Origin of the sequence: Salinibacter sp. (assembly GCF_042218895.1) — a bacterium.
In the GTDB taxonomy this organism is placed as follows: Bacteria; Bacteroidota; Rhodothermia; order Rhodothermales; family Salinibacteraceae; genus Salinibacter.
Window position 1 is genome coordinate 1 of sequence record NZ_JBDGQQ010000010.1, and the last position, 23,035, is coordinate 23,035.

At 62.9% G+C, this 23,035-nt stretch carries 14 protein-coding genes and 2 pseudogenes; 6 read left to right on the plus strand and 10 right to left on the minus strand.

What is annotated here, in order from left to right:
- From ABEL04_RS00785 to ABEL04_RS00805, 5 genes and pseudogenes are all read left to right on the plus strand, one after another.
- Window positions 1–362: pseudogene (locus ABEL04_RS00785) on the plus strand (hypothetical protein); the annotation flags it as partial.
- A gap of 122 nt (window positions 363–484) precedes the next feature.
- Window positions 485–1,081 (plus strand): thioredoxin family protein, encoded by a 597-nt coding sequence (locus ABEL04_RS00790; protein ID WP_375800467.1) that lies wholly within the window; start codon window positions 485–487, stop codon window positions 1,079–1,081.
- A 464-nt stretch (window positions 1,082–1,545) separates the two neighbouring features.
- Complete coding sequence (locus ABEL04_RS00795; protein ID WP_375800468.1) at window positions 1,546–2,319, plus strand: hypothetical protein; 774 nt, start codon at window positions 1,546–1,548, stop codon at window positions 2,317–2,319.
- A gap of 349 nt (window positions 2,320–2,668) precedes the next feature.
- Entirely contained in the window at window positions 2,669–3,322 is a 654-nt protein-coding gene (locus tag ABEL04_RS00800) for a hypothetical protein (protein WP_375800469.1), read from the plus strand.
- Between the two features lie 953 nt (window positions 3,323–4,275).
- A complete protein-coding gene (locus ABEL04_RS00805; protein ID WP_375800470.1) occupies window positions 4,276–5,796 on the plus strand; it encodes a hypothetical protein in 1,521 nt (506 codons plus the stop codon).
- A 498-nt stretch (window positions 5,797–6,294) separates the two neighbouring features.
- On the opposite strand, the gene ABEL04_RS00810 is transcribed toward ABEL04_RS00805, so the two are convergent.
- From ABEL04_RS00810 to ABEL04_RS00850, 9 genes are all read right to left on the minus strand, one after another.
- A complete protein-coding gene (locus ABEL04_RS00810) occupies window positions 6,295–7,491 on the minus strand; it encodes a DegT/DnrJ/EryC1/StrS family aminotransferase (RefSeq protein WP_375800471.1) in 1,197 nt (398 codons plus the stop codon).
- 722 nt (window positions 7,492–8,213) lie between these two features.
- Window positions 8,214–10,040, minus strand: coding sequence for a DUF885 family protein (locus tag ABEL04_RS00815; protein ID WP_375800472.1), 1,827 nt, complete (start codon window positions 10,038–10,040; stop codon window positions 8,214–8,216).
- 875 nt (window positions 10,041–10,915) lie between these two features.
- Complete coding sequence (locus ABEL04_RS00820; RefSeq protein ID WP_375800473.1) at window positions 10,916–11,623, minus strand: ferredoxin--NADP reductase; 708 nt, start codon at window positions 11,621–11,623, stop codon at window positions 10,916–10,918.
- Window positions 11,624–11,722: 99 nt separating this feature from the next.
- Window positions 11,723–12,247 carry a hypothetical protein gene (locus ABEL04_RS00825; RefSeq protein ID WP_375800474.1) on the minus strand — a complete coding sequence of 175 codons (525 nt, stop codon included), beginning with the start codon at window positions 12,245–12,247 and terminating at the stop codon, window positions 11,723–11,725.
- Window positions 12,248–12,504: 257 nt separating this feature from the next.
- The gene (locus ABEL04_RS00830) at window positions 12,505–13,824 is read right to left on the minus strand and encodes a hypothetical protein (protein ID WP_375800475.1); all 1,320 of its coding nucleotides are present in this window, start codon (window positions 13,822–13,824) and stop codon (window positions 12,505–12,507) included.
- Window positions 13,825–14,292: 468 nt separating this feature from the next.
- Window positions 14,293–14,931 carry a helix-turn-helix transcriptional regulator gene (locus ABEL04_RS00835; RefSeq protein WP_375800476.1) on the minus strand — a complete coding sequence of 213 codons (639 nt, stop codon included), beginning with the start codon at window positions 14,929–14,931 and terminating at the stop codon, window positions 14,293–14,295.
- 664 nt (window positions 14,932–15,595) lie between these two features.
- Window positions 15,596–16,003, minus strand: coding sequence for a hypothetical protein (locus ABEL04_RS00840; protein WP_375800477.1), 408 nt, complete (start codon window positions 16,001–16,003; stop codon window positions 15,596–15,598).
- Between the two features lie 1,766 nt (window positions 16,004–17,769).
- The gene (locus ABEL04_RS00845) at window positions 17,770–19,530 is read right to left on the minus strand and encodes a TlpA family protein disulfide reductase (protein ID WP_375800478.1); all 1,761 of its coding nucleotides are present in this window, start codon (window positions 19,528–19,530) and stop codon (window positions 17,770–17,772) included.
- Window positions 19,531–19,955: 425 nt separating this feature from the next.
- The gene (locus tag ABEL04_RS00850) at window positions 19,956–20,522 is read right to left on the minus strand and encodes a hypothetical protein (RefSeq protein WP_375800479.1); all 567 of its coding nucleotides are present in this window, start codon (window positions 20,520–20,522) and stop codon (window positions 19,956–19,958) included.
- A 676-nt stretch (window positions 20,523–21,198) separates the two neighbouring features.
- On the opposite strand from ABEL04_RS00850, the gene ABEL04_RS00855 reads away from it, so the two are divergent.
- Window positions 21,199–22,200, plus strand: a complete 1,002-nt coding sequence (locus ABEL04_RS00855; RefSeq protein ID WP_375800480.1) for a hypothetical protein — start codon at window positions 21,199–21,201, stop codon at window positions 22,198–22,200.
- Between the two features lie 554 nt (window positions 22,201–22,754).
- Here the strand turns inward: ABEL04_RS00855 and ABEL04_RS00860 are convergent.
- A pseudogene (locus tag ABEL04_RS00860) lies at window positions 22,755–22,946 on the minus strand (arsenic resistance protein); the annotation flags it as partial.
- Window positions 22,947–23,035 lie beyond the last annotated feature (89 nt).

The window sequence follows — 23,035 nt, forward strand, 5'->3', positions numbered from 1 at the left end:
GGCTGTTTACGGTCGGCTTTCTCTTCCGCCCGGCCCCCCAGCTCTACGTCTATCCGCAGGTCGGCTTCGGCGCGGGGAATCTCGACGTGGAGATTGGAGAGGACACCCAGAGGTTTGACAGGTCGCTCGACGATCCGAGCCAGGGGGCCTCGTATGACACGCGTGCGTTCCTCTTGCGACTGGGGGGAGGGCTCGAATACCGCGTCAGGACCTCGGGGGGCGGAAGCCTACTGGTTGGGCTCGAGGCTGGATACCTCTTCCCGGCTGGGGAGTCGGTCGACACGAATGGGAACTTCGCCGGCGGGCTCGACGCGTCCATGCAGGGTCCGTTCGTGCGGCTGACCTTCGGGGGTGGCTCTTAGTAGATGAGGCTCTTGAGAGACGCTTTTGAACTTCGGAGCAGGGGGGCCTATCGCCTCCCGAGGCGTTCTCCGGGATCGATGTTCCTGACGGACTTGCCCGCGTGGACTCACCTGTGACCGACATGGCCGAGATGAATACCGACCGGCTGGTCGAGACGATAAGTGCGCTTGAAGCGTGGCTTGACCGTACCGAAGGCCGACGCCGCCTGCTCCCGCTTCGGTGGGCCGGCCGCGCCCTTCTCGTCGGGGTGGTGCTTCTGAGCAACGTCGTGGCGCTGGCCCGGTGGCCCTTCGCGGCGCTGGCGCGCAGGCTTGGAGAGGATCCAGCTGTGGGCGAAACCGGGAAGGCGCCCGCCAGCTCTGGTTCTCGGCCGGATGTCCCCACCGATAAGCCCCTCGATGTCGATGGGGAAGAGCTCAGCCGCCTTATCGACAGTGGACGCCGCGTGCTCGTCGACTTCTGGGCCGAGTGGTGCGGCCCGTGCCTGATGATGGAAGGACTCCTTGAGGAGTTCGCCGAATCGAGTGGCAAGGAGTGCCTCCTGGCAAAGGTGAACACGGGTGCCCACGGCGACCTCGCCGAAGAGCATGGCGTGAACGGGCTTCCCACATTGATCCTTTTCGAAAACGGCGAGGAGGTCCGGCGCCACGTCGGCACGCTCTCCCGTGCTGAGTTGGAGTCGTTTGTTGAGGGAGGGGAAGCGAGCAGTGGCCCATAAGTCCTTAAATGGGGCGTACGCTATCCTTGAGATCCCTGCGAAGAGAAGGGTTGAGTGGAAAGGAGGGACCGAACTCATACAACCGGGGCAATCCTCTGGGCGAACTGCACCAGCTTCTGACCGGAGGTGTCCGCCGCGGCCCCGGATTTTGGGGCAAATCTTAAAGCCGACAGCAGCCCGACCGTCGAGGTCCTGGTTGGCTTGAAGAGACAGGGCCGGTTTCCTCTCCGCGACTCCCCGACCGATCGCTCACCGAAGGGCAACTCCGCTCTATCGATCCACAAACGCGTCTCATCGAACCCCCCGAATCGCCACGCACTCGCGGTCATTGCCACCACGGATCCTGGGGGGATTCCCCGGAAAATGAGGATTTCTCAGAAGGCAGAGGTTTTCCAGAAGATCCTGCATTCAGGGCCTACTCACTCATGTTGGAACGTTGGATAGAACGACTGCAGATTATGCAAATGAGCAAGACCGTGCACGTGAAGGCAATTCTTACCTCTCTCGTCCTTGGCGGAGCGCTGCTTCTGTACGCAGGCTCAACTGCGACAGCCCTGGCTCAGGATCGCGGCTCGGGCATGAGGCACAGCTCCCCGACGGCCGCCCCGGCAAAGCAAGAGGCTGAAAATGACAGCGATGAATCTGGATTTTTGGCCGTTGGGACGCAATTTGCCGATCTGGGCTCGCTGAACGGCCGACTGGAGGATGCCGGGTATCCGACCTTCGGCTCTGAGATACTTTCCATCGGAATTGGGGGGCGAAGAGCCATCGGGAACCGGTGGTTCATTGGAGCAGAAGTCACGGGGATGTTTTCGCCGAGCCAGGGCTTTGAGGGCCGAGACGTGTCGCTTGCTGGATTCCGTCTGATGCCTACTCTCGGCTACACGTTCCGCCCGACCCAGAGGCTTCGGGTCTATCCGGAGGTCGGTATCGGGGTTGAGGCAGCCCTGCTCGACATCGGGGCCTCCGGAGAGGCATCGAACTTCGAGGGGGTGCTAAGCGACCCTGGCCGCAGCGCCACGCTCGCTCGGGGGAGCCTCGTCGCGCGGATTGGTGCTGGGGCGGACTACAAGCTTACCGGACCGGACGGGCAAGCCCGGCTCGGGGTGCAGGCAGGATACGCCCTTCCGGCCCTCAGTAGCGACTGGGAGCTTTCCGGCGGGTCGACGCTCAGCGGCGGCCCTGATTCGACGCTCGGCGGCTTCTATCTTCGCCTGCTCATCGACGATCTTCTCTGACGAACGGTTTCCCGCAGGGGGGAGTCGTCTGCCGAAATTAGTCTCAGGCTTAGGGGCTACCAGAGGCATGCGGATCCAGAGCCGCGGAGACCGCTGGCTGGAACAGATGGGCCGGGCAGAGTAGAAGCGCACAGATAGGCCCGGTAGAGCAGAAAGCAAAAGTCTAGCGCTGGGGGACATCGGAGCATCGACGTGGGGACACCCTTGACCTATCTTGTCTCTTCTGGGCTCTGCGCTCCCACGTTCTTGCTCTCTCGGGCCGCTTCCCGTGGGTCGCTTCTTCTGCAACTTGCGTCTTCAGGGGTCTGACTCTCAGCTGTATTCCCTCTTCACGAATTTCCTCTCTCCCATGCCGCTCTCCAAGTTCAGGGCTACAGGCTACGCCCGACTTGCCATGCTCCTGGTCCTCCTGGGCGTAATTGCAGCCTGTGCCGCAGGTGTCAACTCGTCTGCCAGGGTCCAGAGCCGGGCCGACGGGTTCCGGGAACTTCCAAGTGGGACAACCGTCGCGGTCCTGCCCCCAACCGGCAAGGGCCCTGCTGCCCGGCAGGCGATCGGCAGGGCCATCGACAGCACCCTGCAGGCGCGCGGCGGGCTGGAGGTCGTCGGGCCCCGAGAGGTCCAGTCGACGCTCAACGAGGAAGGGCTCGTGGATGCCTACCAGAATGCCCTCCGCGGCTACCAGAGCACCGGCATGATGGACCAGGAGGCCCTCGGTCAGGTCTTCGAAGCCCTCGGGGCGGGCTACCTGATTCAGCTCTCCGCCGGGCAGTTCCAGAGCGAGGCGGAGGCGGAGACCAACGTGGTCACCGACGAGGTCGAGGCGATGAAGAGCAAGCAGGCCCGGGTGGTCGGTCGGGTCTGGGCGCCAGGGAGAGCCCAGCCGGTGTGGACGGCCTCGGCCCGTGCATCGGCGAAGGAGAGCGAATTTACGACCATCGAGGCCGATCGGGCGCGGTTTTATTTCCGGGCAGCGACAGATCTGATCAAGAAGCTACCGTAGGACTCTCGGGCCAAGGGGATGCAAGGGCTCAGCGAGGGATGCTTGGAGGCAGGAGCGGCCTACGTCCCTATCTCAGTCGGACCGGACATCCAACTCCTCGGGCGTGCCTCCAACGGAGTCTCCAGGCGAGGAGGTAGACTGGCCCTTGCGAAGACCGGAACCGGAAAGGCCACGACCTGAGGCAGCTACACAGCTGAAGCAGTTGCGCCCAGAGCAAGGACATGACGGCAAACTTGGCCCATGGTCGACTCCCCTGCACGGCGCACTACTGCGGCCGCTGACGATCTGGTTCGTGCAGAGAAGTTCGTTCGGGAGGGGCTGATCGAGGCGATAGCCCCTTCGACACCACCATTCGGGCTATCGTCTCCTGTGGAGAACGGGCATGCCCTGCGAGTAGACCGGCCCGAGCCCTCGCCGACGCGGAGGCGTGCTGCCTCGGCGAGATCGGCATCGGGACGAACTATGGAATCGAGCGCTTTACGAAGAACATGCTCTTCGACGAGTAGATGAGGGAAACCGTCTACGTCGACAGGGTCCTGGACACGGGCGGTGGCCGCATCGAGTTCGACGGTGCGGTGATCCAGGTGGGCGGGCGGTTTCTATGGGAGTAGGGGATTCGAGGACGGACTGAGGGCTGTCGGAAAAAATGCTCCTCAAATCAGAGCCCGTGCCAGAGAGCTCCTCGAAGTACCGCTGGGCCCCGGCAGTGCCCTGGCTTCACTCCTGGCACGCTGCTCCCTGCTTCTTTGAGTTTCCGCGGGGGATCTTCTGTTGGATCGGCTTCCAAAAATCGGCCAGAAGAACGAAGTTGGATCGGGCATTTGAAAGTAACATCTTCGTCCCCCCTCCAGCGTCATCATTGGACTCCAGTAACACTGCGCGAAACGCGCAGGTTTTTCCACGCACCTGTGCTCCGTTGTAATCTGGCAAACAGTTCCAGTCCGGGCTATTCCATGCTCCCAGCTTCTCTCTTCTTCCGACGCACCGACGCGGGACCCTACCGAATTTTTCTTCTTCTGCTCGCAGGAGCAGTGCTTTGCGGCTGCGACTCTGGCTCGGAGATGTCCGGGCCCGCGCCTACGGCCCCGTCGGTGCCATCAGATCTCCAGGCGGTTACGGAGACTTCTTCCGGCGGTGGCGGCATCCGACTCCGGTGGAGCGCTCCTGACTCCGTCGGCAGCGGCGGCCAACTCCGGTATAATGTCTATCGGGCGACCGACTCGATTCGCTCGGTTGAGGACCGGACGCCGGTCAACGACAACCCGGTTGAGGGCACGGCTTACCTCGACGACGCCGCCGAGCCGTGGCAATCCTACCACTACCGGGTAACTGCCCTTCAAACCAGTGAGGACCAGGCCGCCGAGAGCAGTCCATCTGAGGGGATCCAATACACCCGCCCGACGGTCGAGTACAGCCTAGGGGCCGGGGACCTGCAGGGCTCGAACGAAATATTTGGTGCGGCCGAACCAATCGGTGATCTCGACGGAGATGGGACCTCGGAGCTGGCGGCAGGGGGCCTGACCCTTAATGAGCCGCGGCGGGTGCACTTGATCAGTGGGGCCGACGGGAGAGTTTTCCGGGCTCTCCGTCCGGAGGAGCTCTCGCCGGTGGAGTCGTTTGGGCCCGAGACGGCCAACGTCGGCGATGTCGACGCGGACGGGGAGGACGACCTACTGATCGGGACGCCTGGGGCTCGGTCTGGGACGCTCGAGGACGCGGGCCGGACGCGTCTGTTGAGTGGGGCCAGCGGGTCGACGCTTTGGAGCCGCAAAAGCCCAGAACTCCAGGACGAGGGATTTTTCGGTCGCGGAACAGGGGTCGGGGATCGTACAGGAGACGGCGTGCCGGACGTGCTTGTGTCGGCTCCTGGGGAGAGCGCCGCTGAGCTTCCCGGAGCCGGCCGGGCCTACCTTCTCGATGGGACCGATGGCGGGGTGGTGGATACGCTCGTCTCGCCGGATCCCCAGCAGGGAGAAGCGTTTGGAGAGCTCCGGTCAATTCCGGATGTGGATGGGGACGGCGCCCGCGATTTCATGGATGCGGTCCCCGGCCGGGATGGGGCCGGAGTGGCCGACGCCGGGCGCGTCTATCTCTTCAGTGGAGCCGCTCTCACCGACGGGACCGAACAGGCACTTGTTCGAGCGGTCGATCCGCCCAATCCAGAGAACGGTGGAGAGTTCGGGGGCTCTACCGATCTTGTCTCGGACGTGGACGGGGACGGGACGCCCGATCTGGTGGTCGGCGCGTCCGGGGAGTCCGTCGACGGGGAATTGGCAGGGCGGGCCCATCTGATCAGTGGTGCGGACGGGTCAGTGATCCGGTCGTTCGCCTCACCGAGCCCGTCCGCAAGAAATATTTTCGGTGGCGCGGTTAGGGGGGTTGGCGATGTGAATGGAGACGGTACGCCGGACGTGGCCGTTCAAGAGATTGAAGCAGTTGGTGGCGTCAGCTTATCTGGCCGGATTTACCTCTGACGGGGCGGCGCTCGCTGGCGGAGAAGCCCCTAGAGAGGCGGTCCTCCGACGGTTCGTGCCGCCCCGTCCCCAAGAGGGAGGAGTCTTCGGACTCAGTTTCGGGGTCCTCCCGAAAGAGGGCCTGCTAATTGCCACTGCCGTCAAGGAGCCGAGCGGGGGGACCAGCGATGGCGGCCGGCTCTACGCATTTCCACTGCCGTAAGCGATCCTGTCTGTGGCGGCATTGCCGCTGAGGCAGGCGGATGCCGCCTCACACGTCTCCACGGCGATCAGCCCGGCGGGTTTGCCCTCGGCGGTGCCGAAGGAAAGAATGAGATTGAGGGTCCAGACAGGGAACGCCAGGGCCCCCTCGGTCGCGCCCTCTGTGGAGAGAAGCGAAAGTCAACGTCCCAGTCTTCCCGACCCGACAGGTCCCTGATGTAGGGGGAGCAGCCTGCGCCTGACAGGGGGGATGAGCAACTCAGCCCTCGCGGGCGTGCCCAGCGCAGCATCCCTGTCTCAGGGCTGCCCTTCGCCCATCTCCTCCTCTGTGATGATATCACAAAGCTCCTGAATTGCGTTCTCCGGCATGTCGTCGTACATTGGCAGGTACACAACCTGCCGGAGAAGCTCCCGGGAATTCCGGAGCGGGGGAGCATCGGGTGACTCTGGAGGGGCAACTACTCTCAAAGACGACCCCTTCTTCGTAGCGTCATACCCGTGGTCCCAAAGTTTATCCACCAAGTCTTCGGGGGCATCACTGGCGAACGGGAGAACCCAATGTGCATGGTCACGGGCTCCCGTGCCGGGGAAACGATCCTCCGCCAGTTTTCCAATGATCTTCTGGGCATGCTGGACTCGTTTCTCGACCCGACTCCGATGGCTCTGCTGGAGCCGGCGGCCCAGCAACAAACGCAACGCAGCGCAAGGCTGCTTGCGAAATTGCTCGATCGTCCATTTTCCGGAGAAGCCACGAGTCGCGTTGGCGATGACGTCATCGTGGTTGGTTCCCGCAAGCCGGCACAACCACCCAAACAATCCAAATACGGTGGGGGTAGCCAAGATTTTGAGAAAACAATACTTCAATACGCGCTTGAAGAACGCCCAGTGGGACTGCGGAGAATAGGAGTCCTGGAGTTGTTCTAACCGCTGTCGCTGGCCGGAGTCACGGACCAACAGTACGGCACCACCGAGTGCGGTAGCAGTTTTGGTCGGACCAAAGCTAAACAGACTGACGTCCACCCCGGGAGGGATCGGGGACTCGTCTCCCGAGTAGGCCTGTGCACAGTCCTCCATCAAGAAGAGATTGTGACGCCGGGCACAGTCCACGACCGGCTCCAGGTCCCCCCGACTCCCAAACAAGTGAGCGTACAGAATTGCACAGGTCCTGGAGCTTACTGCGTCCTCGAGCTGCTCCTGCCTGAGCTCGAGCGCATCGGGATCAAGGTCCACCGGAACGGGGACGAGCCCGTGTTTCCGAACGATCCGTTCCATGCCCGGAATCGTGATCGCCGACATGATCACTTCGCTCCCCTGAGGAGGGTCGAGGTCCTGGAGGACCAGGTCCAGGCCGCTGCGAACCGACAAGCAGACCAGTGCATTGTCGCGGCACCAGTTGGAGCCCCTAAGCGGGCGTGGGGTCTCCGAGCGAAAAACGTTCACCAAGCCGTACGCCAGGTCGCTCCAGCCGATATCGAGAGTTCCTCGTGGATACATCTCTAATGTATCTTCGTCCGGGACACCGTGATTGGCAGATACTGCAGCCCTGCAGCGTTCACGGTTCAACGCTCAGACGGAGTGGAGGTGGGCTCCTCAAGGTCGCTGCAAACTCCTGGCTTTCGGAATCGCTTCGGAAGCCGCACAGCATTTAGAGTGGTTCTCCGCTCAGGAAATCCAGCAGCGCATGGGCTTTTTGCGTCCGCACAAACGAAGGGTCGGCGGGTCCAGATTCTTCTGTAGCACAGCGAAGATGAGACTGAGGCTGCCCGGCCTCATTCTCCCCCGCAAGGTATCGACCGTAGTGGAAGTTCACGTACGGGTGAGCAGGGTAGAGCCCGAGAGCGCGCCTGTAAGCCTCTCTCGCCTGCGCGTCGTCTCCTGATCGTTGGTCGGACAGTGAGTGCTTTGTGGTGAGAGGAGATGTCCGTGGGCGAGGTCCGTAGCGATGGCAAACTCCCCGTCATTTCTCACAGCTTCGTACTCATCGTAGCCTTCCACCGCGTCTTCGCAGCGACCTGCTGCCTCGTGCAGGCGACCGTAGGCGCAGCCTCTATGCTGTCGACCGCCATTAGAAAGCTTGCGAGGCCCGTGTGAGCCGTTTCGGCGCCCGCTGTCCAGCATCCAATGCCTTAGCGTATTGGAGATGGAGCATATGGGTTCCGGATTTTGCTTCCCACGCTCCCAGGTCGCAGGGCCGGAACGTGGTCCTGGAGCGGAGGCTACTCCTCCGGCGGACCGTCGTAAAAGCGCCAGCCGGGCTCGTACTCCGCTGGAATCCGCTCGCCGCGAAGCCGCGCACGCACCATCTCGACGGGCATGCGTCCGCCCTTCAGAATGCGGTCGTGGAAGGCCCGGTTGGTCATGGGACCATTCTCGACCATCTCCTCGTGGAGCGCCCGGAATTGGAGGCCCCCCAGCATGTACGCCGCCTGGTACAAGGGGGGATACGTGCCGATGATGGAACGCCGCACCTCGGCCTCGGCATTAGCCCGCTCATGCCCCACCTCTTTTACCAGAAAGTCCACGGCCTCCTGGGCCGTCATCTCTCCCAGGTGGTAGCGGAGCGAGAAGATGATGCGGGCCGCCCGGTGGTTGCGCCAAAAGAGCATCCCGATCCGGTCCTCAGGCGAGCGGGGAAAGTCCAGGTCCCAGAGCAGCATCTCCCAGTAAAGTGCCCAGCCCTCTCCCCAAAACGGCGTTGAGAACAGCTCCCGGTGGGCGTTATACCGGTCGGTCATGAACCCCTGCAGGTGGTGCCCCGGAATGAGCTCGTGGTGGACGACGGCCCGCGAGAAGTGCCGGTTGTTGCCCCGCAGGCTCATGAGTTTGTTTTCGTGGGACATCTCTTTCTTCGGATACGCGACGCGGACGACCTCACCGCCTAGAAAGTACGGCGCAATCCGTTGCCACTCGGGCGACAGCATTTGCATGCGCCACACCTCGTTGGCCATCGGGGGCACCGTCACCAGGTTGCGATTCCTGAGAAACGACACCGCCTCGCTGGCGAGCTGCTTCACCAATTCGGGCTGCTCGCCTGGCTCCACATGACGGGACTTCACCGCCTCCAGGGCCGCCCGCCAATCGTCCCCGTGCCCCATCTCGCGGGCGGCGTCCCTCATTTTCTCCTTCCCCCACGCGAGCTCCTGCCTAGCAAACCCGATCAGCTCCTCGGGCGAGTAGGGAATCATTTCGTGACGAAGCGCCTGCGTGAGCGCCTCTTTGCCAATCGGATCACCGATGAGCGGGCGGTCCTCGCCCTCCGGCACGCCCACGACCTCCCGGCGGAGAAACGTCCGGTAGGCGGTCAGGCGCTCGCGGACGCTCGTGTAAGGCTCCTCCGCCCACCAGGTGAAGTCCGGGTGGTATCCTTCGTAGAACTCATACCACGTCTTCAGGTGCTCGCGCAGGGTCTTGATGGTCTCCGCGGCCCGGTAGGCGACCACGCGGTCGGCAGCGGCCTTCGCGCTGTCGGAGCTCCACCGCTTCTGCGTCTGATCGATGGCCTCGTAGAGGGCCGCCAGCGTGTCCGCCACGGCCCTCGGATCGATCGAGGGGCCCTCGCGCCAGTTGTAGAACAGGTTCGTGATCGTGGGCGCAAACGGAACGTACGGCCGCATCTCTGCGCGGCGACGCCTCGTCCGCTCCAACTGGTGGAGTGCCCTCCGAATGGTGTTCTGGAGGAGGACGTGGTCGATGCGTCCTTCCACGCCGAGCCGGTCGAAGTTTACGGCTTCTAGCTTATCCTGCCAATTTTTGTAGAACGTCTCCATGCGCTGCCAGCGCTCGGGGGCCTGCGCGTCGTAGCGGCGGCGTAGCGCATTCCGGTCCTCGGTGAATCGCTCCACGACCGGGATCATTGCACTCGACGAGTCGGCGCGAAGAAGGCCGGAGAGCGTGGGGCCCGAGGCTGAGTTCTGGGCCCGAGCCTCCGGCTGCGGCAGTGCGGCGAGACCCAGAATGAGGACGATGAGGATGCAGCGGACTGCTCGCACAGGACGACCGCGAAGACACTCCAGGGAGAGCGGGGGAAACGGGAGCAAAACCATGAGAGGGAAGCAGTGAGCGAACGGCAGTATCGGGGCTGCGCGGCGTCTCTCCCCGCCGCGTGCGGGGTCAGCTACATTCAGAAAACATAGGGGGAAGGACCTAACCACAGCTGCGGTCGGTCGGCGTTCCCCATCGTATCGTTCCAGTGCGGACACCCGTGGGGAGAAGCCGCTGGCCCGTATGCAGTAAAGACTCCGACAGCGGAACGCTTGGATCCAGTCGACCCCAAGGACCTTTCGACGTGGGGCTTCCGGGCCGGGCCCACCGGCCGGGTCGAGCACGCCGATGAGACGCCCGCCCGGATGCTTGACTTCGGGGAGAAATGGACCTGTAGCTCGGGGCGTTTGCGGGACGGGCAGATGGGACGCACGAGTGCATCCTCGGGGGGAGCAGGCGGAAGAACTACTTGTGCTCTCGCCAGACCCGGAGACGGTCCTTGATCGCAGCCCCTCGCGGGCCTCTTCCCCCATCGGACGGAGAAAAAATTGGGACAGCGGCCGCTGCCGCTGCCCCGATCGGCCCAGCAGTTCGGGCCTATGCCCACTCCTTGAACGTGTGGACCCGGCCGAAAAGATCGTGCGGGCCTCGGATGCCACTGCGCAGTCACCCCAGCTGCACGATCTGGCTGTGGTCCACGAAAAGATTCACCTCCGGGCCGTGGTTCTGGACGCACCACGGGAAACCCGCGGGTCGGCCGCCCCGAACATGATGTTGTCCATCCCCAGCTCGTCGATAAACTGGGGGCGAGGGGCACGCTAGCGGTTGTGCGCACCGAGCCGGCAGACCCCATCCCGTCCAGCCTGTGGGGAAGGGCCGTCGAGTAGCAGTCCGCAGGGGCGTGATCGATCAATTCAGGGCTCGGAGCGATGGGCCGCTACACCGCGTCGCTCTCCCAACCCTCCGTGATGATCCGGTCGTCCTCGACCCCCCGCTCCTGGAGCCTCTCCTCGCTGTCGACCACCATCGGCGGGATGCCGCAGATGTAGTAGTGCGGGGCGCCAAACTGGCCGTCCAGAACCTCGTCGAGGTGCGTCTGCACGTGGCCGGTCGGCCCGCCCCAGTCCTCGTCGGACAGGGAGTAGAGCACCTGCAGATTGTTGTGGTCCGCCGAAAGATGGTCGAGCGTCTCGCGAAACATGATGTCCTCCTGCGTCCGCTCCCCGTAGAGAAACGCCGCCTGCCCCCTGCCCTCCCTCAGGTACTGCTTCAGCATCGCGATCATCGGGGTGATGCCGGTACCGGTCGACAAAAACACCACGTCCCGGTCCAGGTCGCGCAAATACAGGTTGCCCCCCGGCTCGGTGAGACCGATCCGGTCCCCCACCTGGCGCCGGTCCATCCACGTCGAGGCGGTGCCGTCCTCGTAGCGCTTGATGGCGAGGGCCAGCGTGTCGGTCCCCGGCAGGTTGACCGGCGTGTACGGGCGCTGGACGGTGTCTCCGTCGTGGTCGAAGTTGATGACGGTGTGCTGGCCCGGCCGGTAGGAAAAGTCGTGTCCGTCGACCCGCAACAGGTACTGCTTGACCCGAGGGGTCATCTGGTGAATCGAAGTGAGCGTGGCGCTGAGGGTATCAGATGCCATAGTGAGTAAGATGGCTCGTGAGATAGTTCAGAAGAAGAGGAACAGGACGATCCGGTGCGGGCTGAGGCAAAATCCATGCCCCTGTAGACAGAACGACCGTCATCCGCTGAATCCGTCGTAGAGCATCGGGCCGGCCTGCAGAACGGCGGCGCCGATGAAGTAGGCGGGGAGAAGAGCAAAGGGGGCCACGAACGCCGCGAGGGCCGCCCCGAAGTTCAGGGCCGCGGCCCATCCGTACACCGGCGCGCTGGGACTGTCGATCGAGGCAGCCGTGATCGCAAATCCGAGGCCCGGCCCCGCAAACCAGAGCACCCCGTAGGCGAGGACCTCGATGGTTTCAGCGGACGGGAGGGCTCCGAGCGACACCCCAAAGTTCAGGAGGATACCGGTCACCCCCAGGGCTGGCCACACGAGGGACAACGTCTGATCGGCCGACGTGGGACGATCCCAAAACAGGGAGACGGTGATGGGGAGAAGCGCCCCGACCAGCCACAGTGTGGTGATGGCGGCCGGAACGTTCCAACCCGACGGAGCGAGCGAGGAGATCGCCTGAGATCCAAGCCAGCCGATGAGAACGGCTATGCCCCAGGTTTTGATGACAGATGCGCGGGTAATCTGGCCCATGAGTTCAAGTAGGTTCGTCCAAAAGGTCAGTGTCAGAGAGATTGCAGGTGTTGAGATTGCCATGGCCGGGGGCCGTCCCCGACGGGCGTGCACGTGCTTTCAGGAACAATCTGCCAAAAGAGATACCATCTCAACCTTCCGATAGTGAGATGAACGCGGCTCGAATGCCGCACATCTCGGGGCAACGGCACTGGTGCTCGGCGGCCGTGCTGGCGTGGCTGAGCGGTGGCCTGGCAGCTCGGTTAGTTCGTTTTCAATTAGTTGGTCTGAACGTTGCCCTCCATGGACGGGTGATAGGTGCACCGGTACAAGGCCGCCGCATCGGCCAGCGACTGCGTGTAGGTGAACGTAATCCCGTCGCTGTCCTCCTGGTAGTTTACTCCGGAGTCGTCTTCCTGGCTGCCCGATCCGTTCTGGTTCAGCAAATACTCCGAGTCTCCGTTTTGAAAGCCCAGGGGATGGTCGTCGCCGCCGTTGTTCTCGAACCGGTATCGCGTACCGACCGTCAGGGTGAGGGCCGGATTCTCCGTGTTCGTCTGCGCCACACCGTCGGCCCCTACGACGCCAGTTACCTCCCAGGCAGAGCTGCCGACGTTGTCGATAGTGATCGTGACGTCCGGCGAAGACCCGGTGCCTGCGTTGGCGCCGATATTGCCCTGCGCGAAGACATACTGGGCATTGGCGTTGCTCTGGTGGATGTTGACGTACCCATCGTAGCTGGTAAGCTCGTCGTAGCTTGCGTCGACGACGCGGCTACTCCGGGCGGTTGGATCTGTTGGGGCAATGGAGCCGAGGTATCCAGAGAAGGGCTCGCTCACGATCCCCCCACCCTCCGCGGCGCTGTTGTTATGGATGTGCGCGATCTGCGCCACGTCGACGTTCCCGCTCGCACTGTTAACGGATCCGCCCGTGTCGAGCGTGTAGGTAACAAGCGTCTGCGAACTGGTCAGCTCCTCGAAGCGCACCGTGCCGGACACGCCCCCAGAAAGGACGCTGCCCTCGGTCGTTCTGGCGCCGAGGGGATAGGTCTCCGCGCGAGGGTCGTCGACAAAGTTGAGCCCCGAGCCGCTCTGTCCCTCCGCGTTGGCGCCGATGTTGCCCTGCGCCACGAGGATCCCCAAGTTGGCCGGGCTCTGGTGGACGTTGACGTGCCCGTCGAAGTCGGCGAAAAACTCGATCGGCCGTCCGATCTTTCGGGCACTTGTGCCATTCGGGCTGTCGCCGTTGACGGCACTCAGGTAGTATTCGATGTCTCCACCTCCCTCCGCGGAGGTGTTGTGGATGTGGGCCGGGTGAGACACCGAGGAGACCGTCGCGCTCTCGTCAAGGTCGAGCGTGACGAGGGTGGAGTCGGGGCCGGCCCGCCAGAAGGTCACGGTGCCGCTCACCCCGTTCGGGGCTGCACCGTCGTTGGGCTGGGCCTGCAGGTCGTAGGTGATCTGGTCCGGAACGGGGTCGTTTGTGGCAGAGCCGCCACTGTCGCAGCCCGTCCAGGCCACGACCCCGAGAAGCAAGGCTCCGAAGACAAATCCTCGGCGCAAGAAGGAAAGCGATGTCGAGGTGTATTGTGCGTTCATCAAGCTAGGAAAGTCAGTGCGTGGAGCAACCGAAGAGAAAATAAACAAATGTATTTTTCGTTTTTGTGCAGTAGTATCTACGCGCCCGGTCCCAGGGTGATTGGCTCAGGAGGTGAAAAGGGGGTTACACCCGGGCGGCACCGCGCTGCCAGTAGGCGACCTTTACGAGCAATCTGCCTCGCTCGGGCAATTTGCCACCCCGAAAAGGCTCTGCTACACGGGTGAGGAATCCCCAGGCACCTCCGGAGCGGCATCGGAAGGAGGGAGGGACGAAGAGACGGCTGACCTGATTTGCACTCGCGGACACGGTCTTTCGACGAACGGCTGAGTCGGTGCCCTGATAGCTTGGAGACGCATTCACCGACTTGACCTTTGGTCGAGCTGGCGGTTAAACGCGAAGGCCTTCGGAGCGACGTCCTCCGTGGTGTCGTCCCTCCGAAAACGTTGGAGGAGCTGTTCTGCCCGGAGCTACCCGGCCTCCACGACAAACGTGCACTGCGGGCACTCTCCACCCACCTCGCAGCGCCGCTCGACCGGAAGCTCGGTCAGTTCCTCAATCAGGGCCCGGGCCAAGTCGCAGCCACGGAGGCCGTGGGCCTGGACGACCGCCGTGATCGGGCACCGTGTCCCTTCAATCCGGTAACTGTCCCCATTCCGGGTAATCTCGGGAAGCCCCCCCATTTCTTCGAGAACCTGCCGGGCGCGCTCGACTCGCTCACCGGGTGAAGACTCCAGCTTGTAGGGCTTGTTTTCCGCTGCCAGGTGGCGGGCCGCTTTTTGAACCACCGCCTCGAAGTCGATAGACTCGGCTTCGCCGAGTGCCGCAAGGATCGCGTTCACGAGTGCGTCGTACGACTTGGGAAAAAGGGCCTCAGCACCAGCGGTCAGCCCGTAGACGTGCTCCGGCTTGCGCTTCGTGGGGCGACGACCAGTGATCTCCACAATTCCCTCTCCCTTCAGGTTCGAAAGCTGGGCCCGGATTGCGTTTCGGGTCAGATCGAGGGCGTCGGCCAGCTCCCGGACCGTTCGTTCTTCGGACCGGAGGAGCTGGACGATGCGGCGCCGCGTTCCGCCGAGAAGGGCCTGCAGGAGCGCATCTGTTTCCATGGAATCAAAACGGTTGTAAAACGTGTGCTGACACAAACACGAAAACCGAAAGGAATGTTTTGTTTTATCGGCTAGCCTTCGCCCAGAAGAATCAGCACGCCTGCCCAACAACCATTTCAGCGAACTGGGGTCGGGGACATTTGACTTTGGACACGAGTGCCCTCTCCCCAACCGGAGACCTGGACACGTGCCGGTTAGCCCCGACACAGCTTCGACCCGTAGTGCCAGTCCACCTCAGCGTGCACCGGCGATCTCCAAGAAGGCGTTCTCAGACGGCTTTGGAGATGGGCGCATCTTCTGCCAGATTTGTCTCACACTCGGCAATCGGTCGGTGCCTGAGGCCAGACCATTGCTTGGGGCGCTTGGGAAATCCTTCGAACCCCTGGACGGACGACTGATACGACACGCCCGAGGTTGTGATACCTCGTACCGATTGCCTGTGGCGACAGTGCATCCGCGGCGTTCAGGAGGGAGTCACATTCAATTGGGCGCGGCCCCTTCATCGGTGTAGGAGACGAGCCCTGCGGGTCTCCGGTCGCTGGGAAGCCTGGGTCCGGTGGGGATCGAACGTCACGCGGTCCCGGAGGTCCCACCAGAGTCGCTCGACCGGACCGGGGGCCGGACGGTTAGCGAACGGCTTCCGCGACCGCCCCGCCTCCATGCCCTACTGCTCGGTAACGCTGATCTCCATGACCTGGATCAGCTCCGCAGAGCCGAGGTCCACCTCTGGATCGACGCCCGAGTAGACTCCTTCCCCCAGCGCCTCGATTCCGGCTCGCTCGGCCTCGACGCTGACCTGAAGGCCCTCCTGTTTGTACTTCGCCGGGAAGCGGACCGGCAGGTACAGGCGCCCATCCGGGCGCTCGATGACCCAGGACTTCGCGTCCCCGACCTTCTGGTACTCAACGGTACCTTCGAACTGGAGGGAGGGAGGCGTCGGGGCGAGGACATCGCTGTCGCTGCACCCGGCCAGTACCACGAGAAGCGCCCCGAGCAGGGGAACGATCAGCGCTCCTCGGTACAACGAGCGACGGGAAAAACGAGCATATATTGGCGAGCGTCTGTCAGGCATGGCTAAGCTAGAGCTTCGATGATCGGATTGGTTTCGCGGGAGCGGCCCCCGGCGCCTATTGGAGGCCGTTCTGCTGGAGAGTGTCCCTGGAAGGTGTCCTTCGTCGGCGCGGGGAATTGGACAGGACGGCGGCACGGTCGATTCGGGGCGTGCGACGGGCCGGCAGGTTGGCGCGACCAGTCGCAAGAGATGGCTGCGTTCATGGCAACTCTCTTCTTATCGGGGGGCCGGGAGAGGTTGGCTGCCTGGGGGCGGGTTCAAGGAGGGCAAAAAACGGCCGGTGGCACGCTCCCCTGTGTCGTCGGAATTGTACTCGTCGGATCCCAGCCCTGTCGCCCGCAGGTTGGGCACGGAAATGCTCAGCGTCAAGGCTACTCGTCGCGCAGCGTCGTGGCTGGATTGGTGCGGGCGGCTCGAAGGGCCTGCCCCCCGGTGACCAGCAGGGCTGCCAGCAAGGCGCTCCCGCCTGCGATCAAGAAGACACTCGGCCCCAGATCGATGTGGTAGGCAAACGTGCCGAGCCACTGCGACAGGCCGACGTAGGTCAGGGGAACCGCCGCGACGATTGCGATCCTGACTAGGCGAGCGAAGTCTTTCGAGAACAGCGCGACAATTGACCCGCAGATAATACGTGTCGTTCAGGGAGGGCGGTGTAGCCGACGTGCCGGCGGAGACGGCGGAGGGCGCTCCTGAGATCACTCTTGAGCATGGGGCGGAGGAGAACGGTGCTCGAAGAAGGTCATGCGTCCACATGGGGCACGTTCAAGGGTCGTACCAGCGCTCCTGCCCCCCGCGTGCGCTTGCCTGCGGCTCTTCACGCTCCGTGGTCCGCGCGGTATCGCACGGCGCGATGTGCGAAGTCGCACAGTACAGCACCGCGCTCCCCCGATGCCTGTTCGGTCCGCGGGGGGCTACGCTGACGGCCTCCCAGGGTCTTCCCAGTTGCCACTGGAAGCTTCGTCGGGGGAATGAGCATTCCGTCGAGTTCTCCACAGGGCCCGCCCCAGCACCGGAGACACGTGAGGTGTCCCACACGCGGGATGTGGCGTTGTTGCGACGACCTGACGTCGAACAGCGTGCCCTGATCGGCCTCCGAAGGGGAGCTGCCTCAAGGCCTCCCGCGACGCTACAGACCGGCGGTGCCTTAGAACAGTAAAATCAGGCCAGTTCCTAGAGCGGCGATTCCTACCGTAGGGATCAGGATCGCCCCCGATCCGATCAGCCAGTACCTCCGGGACCGCGGTCCGTGCTTCCCTCGAGCCTTCCTCGCGAAAGGTTGAAAACTGAATCCGCCAAACGTCATCACCATGCCGGCCAATGACAGATAGCCGCCTAGCTGGCTCGGAACGCTTCCAAGAGCGCAGAGAAACGCTGGCCAGAGGAGGCCGAAGACCAGTGGTCCAACCAGTTCATTCCATCACGGCAGCCCGTCGTGTTTGCCGAGAGAAAATGGACGATTCCCCAGAAGCCTCTCGAACCACGGAAGGGAATCGGCGGTCCTTCCTGTACCGGTCGATGACATGGTTTGGGAGCGCGAGACGGTGTGAAATTCAAGACAGTGCCACGTGCACGAATATGGCAGGGAGAGGGCCCCTCAATCCGAGGGCTTTACGCTCGTTTGGGGGGTGCGGGCGCCTATTTTTACCTGAGGCTTGCAGCTTCGAACAATCCGGACCTGCTGGCAACTGCCCCTGTTGGCAATGAAATCCCGACAGGGAAAAGACCGAAGCAGCTGCGGGCGGCCTGCGCCCCACACGGCTGGCTCCCTACTCCGAACCCGACGTCTTGCCCTTCGGCTTCTCGTCCTTCGGCCCGAGATGTTTGGCCAGCGTGTTCAAGAGTCGCTCTCCTCGCAGCTTATGACTGTCCGCCGTCACGATCCGGCCGTCCGGCCCTACGAGAATGGGCTTCGGAAGGCCGGTGACCTCGAACTGGTCCGCAAGCGTGCTCCTGAATCCCCCCTCCGCGAAGGCGTGCTTCCAAGGCATCTCGTGGTTCTTCAGAAAGCCCGTGACCGTCGAGCGTGAACGGTCAAACGAAAGGCTCAAGATGGCAAAGTCTTCGCCTCCGTAGGTTGAATCGGCCTTCCGGAGCGTTGGTAGCTCCTCGACACAGGGCCCGCACCAGGTGGCCCAGAAGTCGAGCAGGACGTACTGCCCGTCGAACGAGGCCGGCGTGAACGTCTTTGCCGTGTCGCGGAGCGCGGTCGCCTCGAAGCTGGGGACTGGCTTGCCGGCCTGAATGGCCCGGCCCGGGGCGTACCGCGATCGGGCAAACTGAATCATCCGAGTGCCCGAGTGCTCCGCCTCCATCCACGAGTAGAGCAGCTTCTGTTTTTCTGTATTGCCGCTGTTGGCGGCCCGCTGGAGGAGGGCCATCAACACCTGGGCCTCCACCCTGTCGACCGGGGTTTCGCGGAGTACTTTGTAGGCAAAGTCTTCGCGTTCACCAAACCCGCCGGCTGCGCGGATGGCGTCAGTGAGGGCGTTGCCACTCCCTATGCCGCCCCACAGTGGAGACGATGCGGGAATGGTGGCGAGGGCTTTCTTGGCGACCGTCGAATCCGGATCGAAGGTGCTGGCGAGATAGGCGGTCCGGTACGCGTTCGCGATGCCTGCAGGGGGCTCCTTCTCTATGGCTTGCGCAAGCCGCTTTCGATTGGGCGACCAGTCAAACGTATCAAGGACTGTTTTCTGCTCCTCCCGGTTCTCGGCCGACTGGAGGGCGTCGCTGAACGTTTCGCGCCTGGATTCCAGCCTGTCGACGAACGCTGCGTACCGGGCGGCCGTCGAGGTGGTGTCGCGGAACCGAACCAGCGGGCCTGTGTCGCCACGAGGTACGCCTTCCGGATCATAGACGACCCGAGTTGTGTCACCAGGAGCGGCAATGCGGGGGCGGTAGTTGCCATCGCCCGCGTAGACCAGCGTGTCCATCTGGGTGCCGTCGGGACGTGCCCCCAGCACGCCGTACGTCAGTGAATCTCCTGGGGAGGGGACCGACGCGGCATACGTCCCGTCCGCCCGACGGTCCATCGGAATCGTTCCGTTCTCGCGCGAGAAGTCGTTGAAGGAACCGATTATCTTCAGGTCCATGGTGTCCCGGACCGGAAACGTCCCGAGCCGCACGTCAACCCCGATGGTATCGCCGGGTTGCGCAAACACGGTCGTGTTCTGCATCTGGTGGTTTTTCCCAGTAAACCGGAGCTCGACCACCCCGCTCGTGTCGAGTGGGGCGCGAAAGGACCGGTCCGGGCCCACCGAAATGGAGCGCACTCGCTCTCCGCCATAGGGACGTAGGTGGACGTGCGAGATGTCGAGGGCTGCCCCGTCGTGGCCGACGAGCGTTCCCTTCACGACAGGAGGCGAGGCATTTTGCGCGCGGTCGGCAGAGGGGTTCTGGGCAGAGGCGAGGCGCGGGCCCGATGGATTGATAAAAAGTCCTAGGGCCAGAAGGAGGAAGGCAGTTGTCCCGGCGAGACGTCCGGACCGATGATCGATACAGGCTAGAGGAGAACGTGTCGTGTGCATGGCTTCGGGCGTAATCGGTGCTGATTGGGGCTGGCAAGATGGAGGGATCCTCTTCGGATTGAGGCAAAGACTCCGACTCAACGAGAGGAAAATGATCGTCTTTCGGCGACTGATTCGGCCTGCTCGACAAACGACCCTCAGTAGTCCATGAGTCCCCGACTACGGTCGACGAGTTGCCAGTTACGGAGGGGGGCACCTGCCCGTTGGTCAGTTCATAGCGGCGATGAGAGGCCATAGGCAGATGCCAAAATCGCTCCTCACCGGGTGGCCTGCCCGAGTGGACCCGATGAGGGGCGACCAGCAGATCCACTGCCGGGTGAGGCCGACGCCGGTATCGACGGACCTGGCACTGAGAACAGCCAACCCTCTCGGGAGCGCCATGGAGTGGGCCCGAACGAACCGCCCTGTTCGATGCGTCCCGCTCTTTACCGCCCCTGCCCAAATTGGTACCGGAAGCCAATCCCTGGCAGGACCATCGGCGATCCGCCGCCGGTCGGGAGGTGCACATTAACCTCCGGTCTCACCCGAAACTGGTCTCCGATCGAGGCCCCTACCACCACGCCCGGCACGACTCCACTGAAGGTGATCTCGTCGCTGAAGAGCGAGCTCTCCCCCGAATTAGTATTTTCGGAACCGGTGCTTCCGGAAATGATCGCCAGTCGTCCCCCGGCGTAGAACCGATCGGTCCCCACGTACAGGGCCGGATACGCCCCCACAGTATTCGGTACTCCGTAGGAGATCCCGAAATCGGCGGCCACGTCGACTTGTCGGTCCAAAAGCTGGTATTTGAGGTCGGCAAAGAGAACGTAGGGAGCTGCCTTGATTCCTGCGTCTACGCGGGAGCCGAGTCCGATTCGGCCGTAAGCCGCCGGGAGAGGAGTGACGGTCGACCCGTCGTCGGCCTCGTTGTTCACGACGATGGCTGTCCCTGCCCCAACCGACGTCGAGCCTTCCGGTGTCGTTTGGGGAGAGTTATAGGTACCAAGGGTCATGCACCCCGATCCGACGGTAAAAACGCAGATAATGCCGGCGATCAGAAGTCCGAGTGGAAGCCTATGGTTGGCGAAAGACCGGGGAAAAGCTTCTGCCAGAGTGGCTTCAACGGGTTCATTGAGAATCGAAGAAAGATGAGCAGGCTCGTCTGAATCGGCCGCTTGCATGTACATGGCATCGGTTGTGTATTTGCTCCAGGTCGTGTCGCGAGAGGAGGGACTGCTCGGAGGAGCCTTCTCCGGCCCCTTCGATACTGGTCGTCCCTCCACATGCTTTCCACGACAGATCGCGCCGATTTTTATCATCCGACGGCAAGATCCCCGGTCTTCTTTCGAATCTGTTCACAGAGGGGGGCAGGCCGATTGCTATCCAAGATTTGCACCGGGGCTCTGCCCGAAACGAACGCTCCTCACAGCCATCTCGGTGCCCTGTATATCCGAAACCTTCCCGATTTGAACGATCCTGTTCTGCCCGCAAGGGGGAGGTTGTATTGTCAAGAAAAAGTAAAGAAAAGAGGGGGCGGGACCTCAGTGATAAAGTCGATCCGGATCTCTCGTGCAAGCAAGTGAAGGAGCGCCCCGGAACGAGGGGGGCGTCGGGCATGGACGCTTCCCCACCCGGGGCGCCGACCTTCCTGCTCACTACGACTTCTCACTGAAGGCCATGACAAGAACCATGCACACGCAAGTACGCACCTCTACCGATACCATTCGATCACTCTTCAGGGGCACCACGACTACGCTCGTCACGCTTCTTCTGCTTACCTTCGCCTTCGGCACCGGGTGTGACCTGTTACGCCCGGGAAGCGGTGCATCCGAGCCCTCCGAGGGCCAAGTGCCCTACCAATCCCTCGATGGCTTCTTCGCGGAGCGAGGCGTCGAAGGGCAGTCCTTCACCATCTCGGCCGACAGCAGGCAGGTGGTGACTGGGGACAAAGGGATCAAGCTCCACGTTCCCGCAAACGCCTTCGTTGACCAGAACGGCAATCCCGTCAGCGGTTCAGTGACGCTAGAGTTGAAGGAGATTTATTCTCCCGAGTCCATGATCGAGACGAACGCAACCACGGAGACAGCGAGTGGAGAGCCACTCATCACAGGCGGGATGTTTCGGATCGAGGCCCGTCAGGACGGCGAGGAGCTCAGCCTCCCCGACTCCAACTGGGTTGGTGTGGAAATGCCCGCCCGGACCAACACTGGCAACATCAACAGCATGCGGCTCTGGACGTCGGACCGCAGCTCGGTGGCTCAGGATCCCGATTGGAGACCCGTCTCGGAAGAGTCGGCTGCGTTTCTGGAGCGCGAAGGGGAGGCAGAAGAGCCGACGTGGTACACATCAGTTCGCGATCTGGGCTTTATCAACATCGACGTACTTAACGATGAGACGCCTACCGCGGAGCTGACGATTAATCAGTCGGGATACACCGGTGATCCTGCCAACTTCCGCGTGTTCGTCTACAGCTCGAACCCAACCGGCCTACTGCCCGCCTCCGTAGAAAACGGGGCGTTCGTTCGAGGCGACCTTCCGACCGGCTCGTACACGGTCGTGGCCATCGGCGTGGACGAGGGCACGCAGTACTTCGGCACGAAAGAGGTGACGCTGAACGGCGACCGGTCGGTGACGGTCGACGTCGCGCCAACCTCGACGGCCGACCTTGAAGCTGCGTTGAGCCAGCTCTAGGGTACGCGAGAAGTTCGCTACTGCCCCCAGCGGTTCGGCGGCCAGTTGCAAGCCGGGCGGCGCCCCGTGGTTCTCGCCGCGGGGCGTTGTCCCGTAGAACGGATGGAGCCGGCCGACGAGTGTCTGCTCACGCCCGTCTCGGACGGACCGACAGGTCCGTGCCGGGGCGGGCGTTTTTGGGTTCTTATTGCGGGACCGTGACTGCAGGGGATTCAGGACGGACAGTTCCGTCAGCTTGGCTCGATCCGCTCAATGTCATTTCCCTGAATGGAGGGCTCGTGGCCCGTCCTTGCTTCGCGTCCGTCCGTGGGGTGAACAGGAGTCGGACACACGTCTTCAGAACCTGTTTTGCGAGTAGATGCTTAGCCGAGACACAGTGGGCGACGCTGCAAAATGGCGCCCAAGTGAGCCCTGTAGTGGAACTACCGGGCGAATGCAGAAGCCATTTTGCACGAGATCCACGAAGTCGCAGCGCTGGGAGCGCGGCGACCGAGTACTCCCGGGGTGGCCGCAGATGTCTCGCCAAACAGGTTCTCAACATTCAACTTGTCTCACACAATCACCATGGCGATGCACCGGGCCAGCCCAATCAGGATGAGGCCGGTCATGTACTCGGGATGGCCACGCAGGAAGAGCACGGCCAGCCCGAACATCAGGACGGGGCCGGTGACCCAGTTCTGCACCAGCGAGAGGCCCAGAATTTTTCCGTCGCGGAAAACCTCCCCGAACTCCTCATAGCGCACCTTTATCGTCGCCTTGCGGGCGAACAGAGGTCCCTACTTCAGGGAGTGCGGTCGGTGACTCCGGGACGGCCCCTTCAGGGAGGAAGATGCAC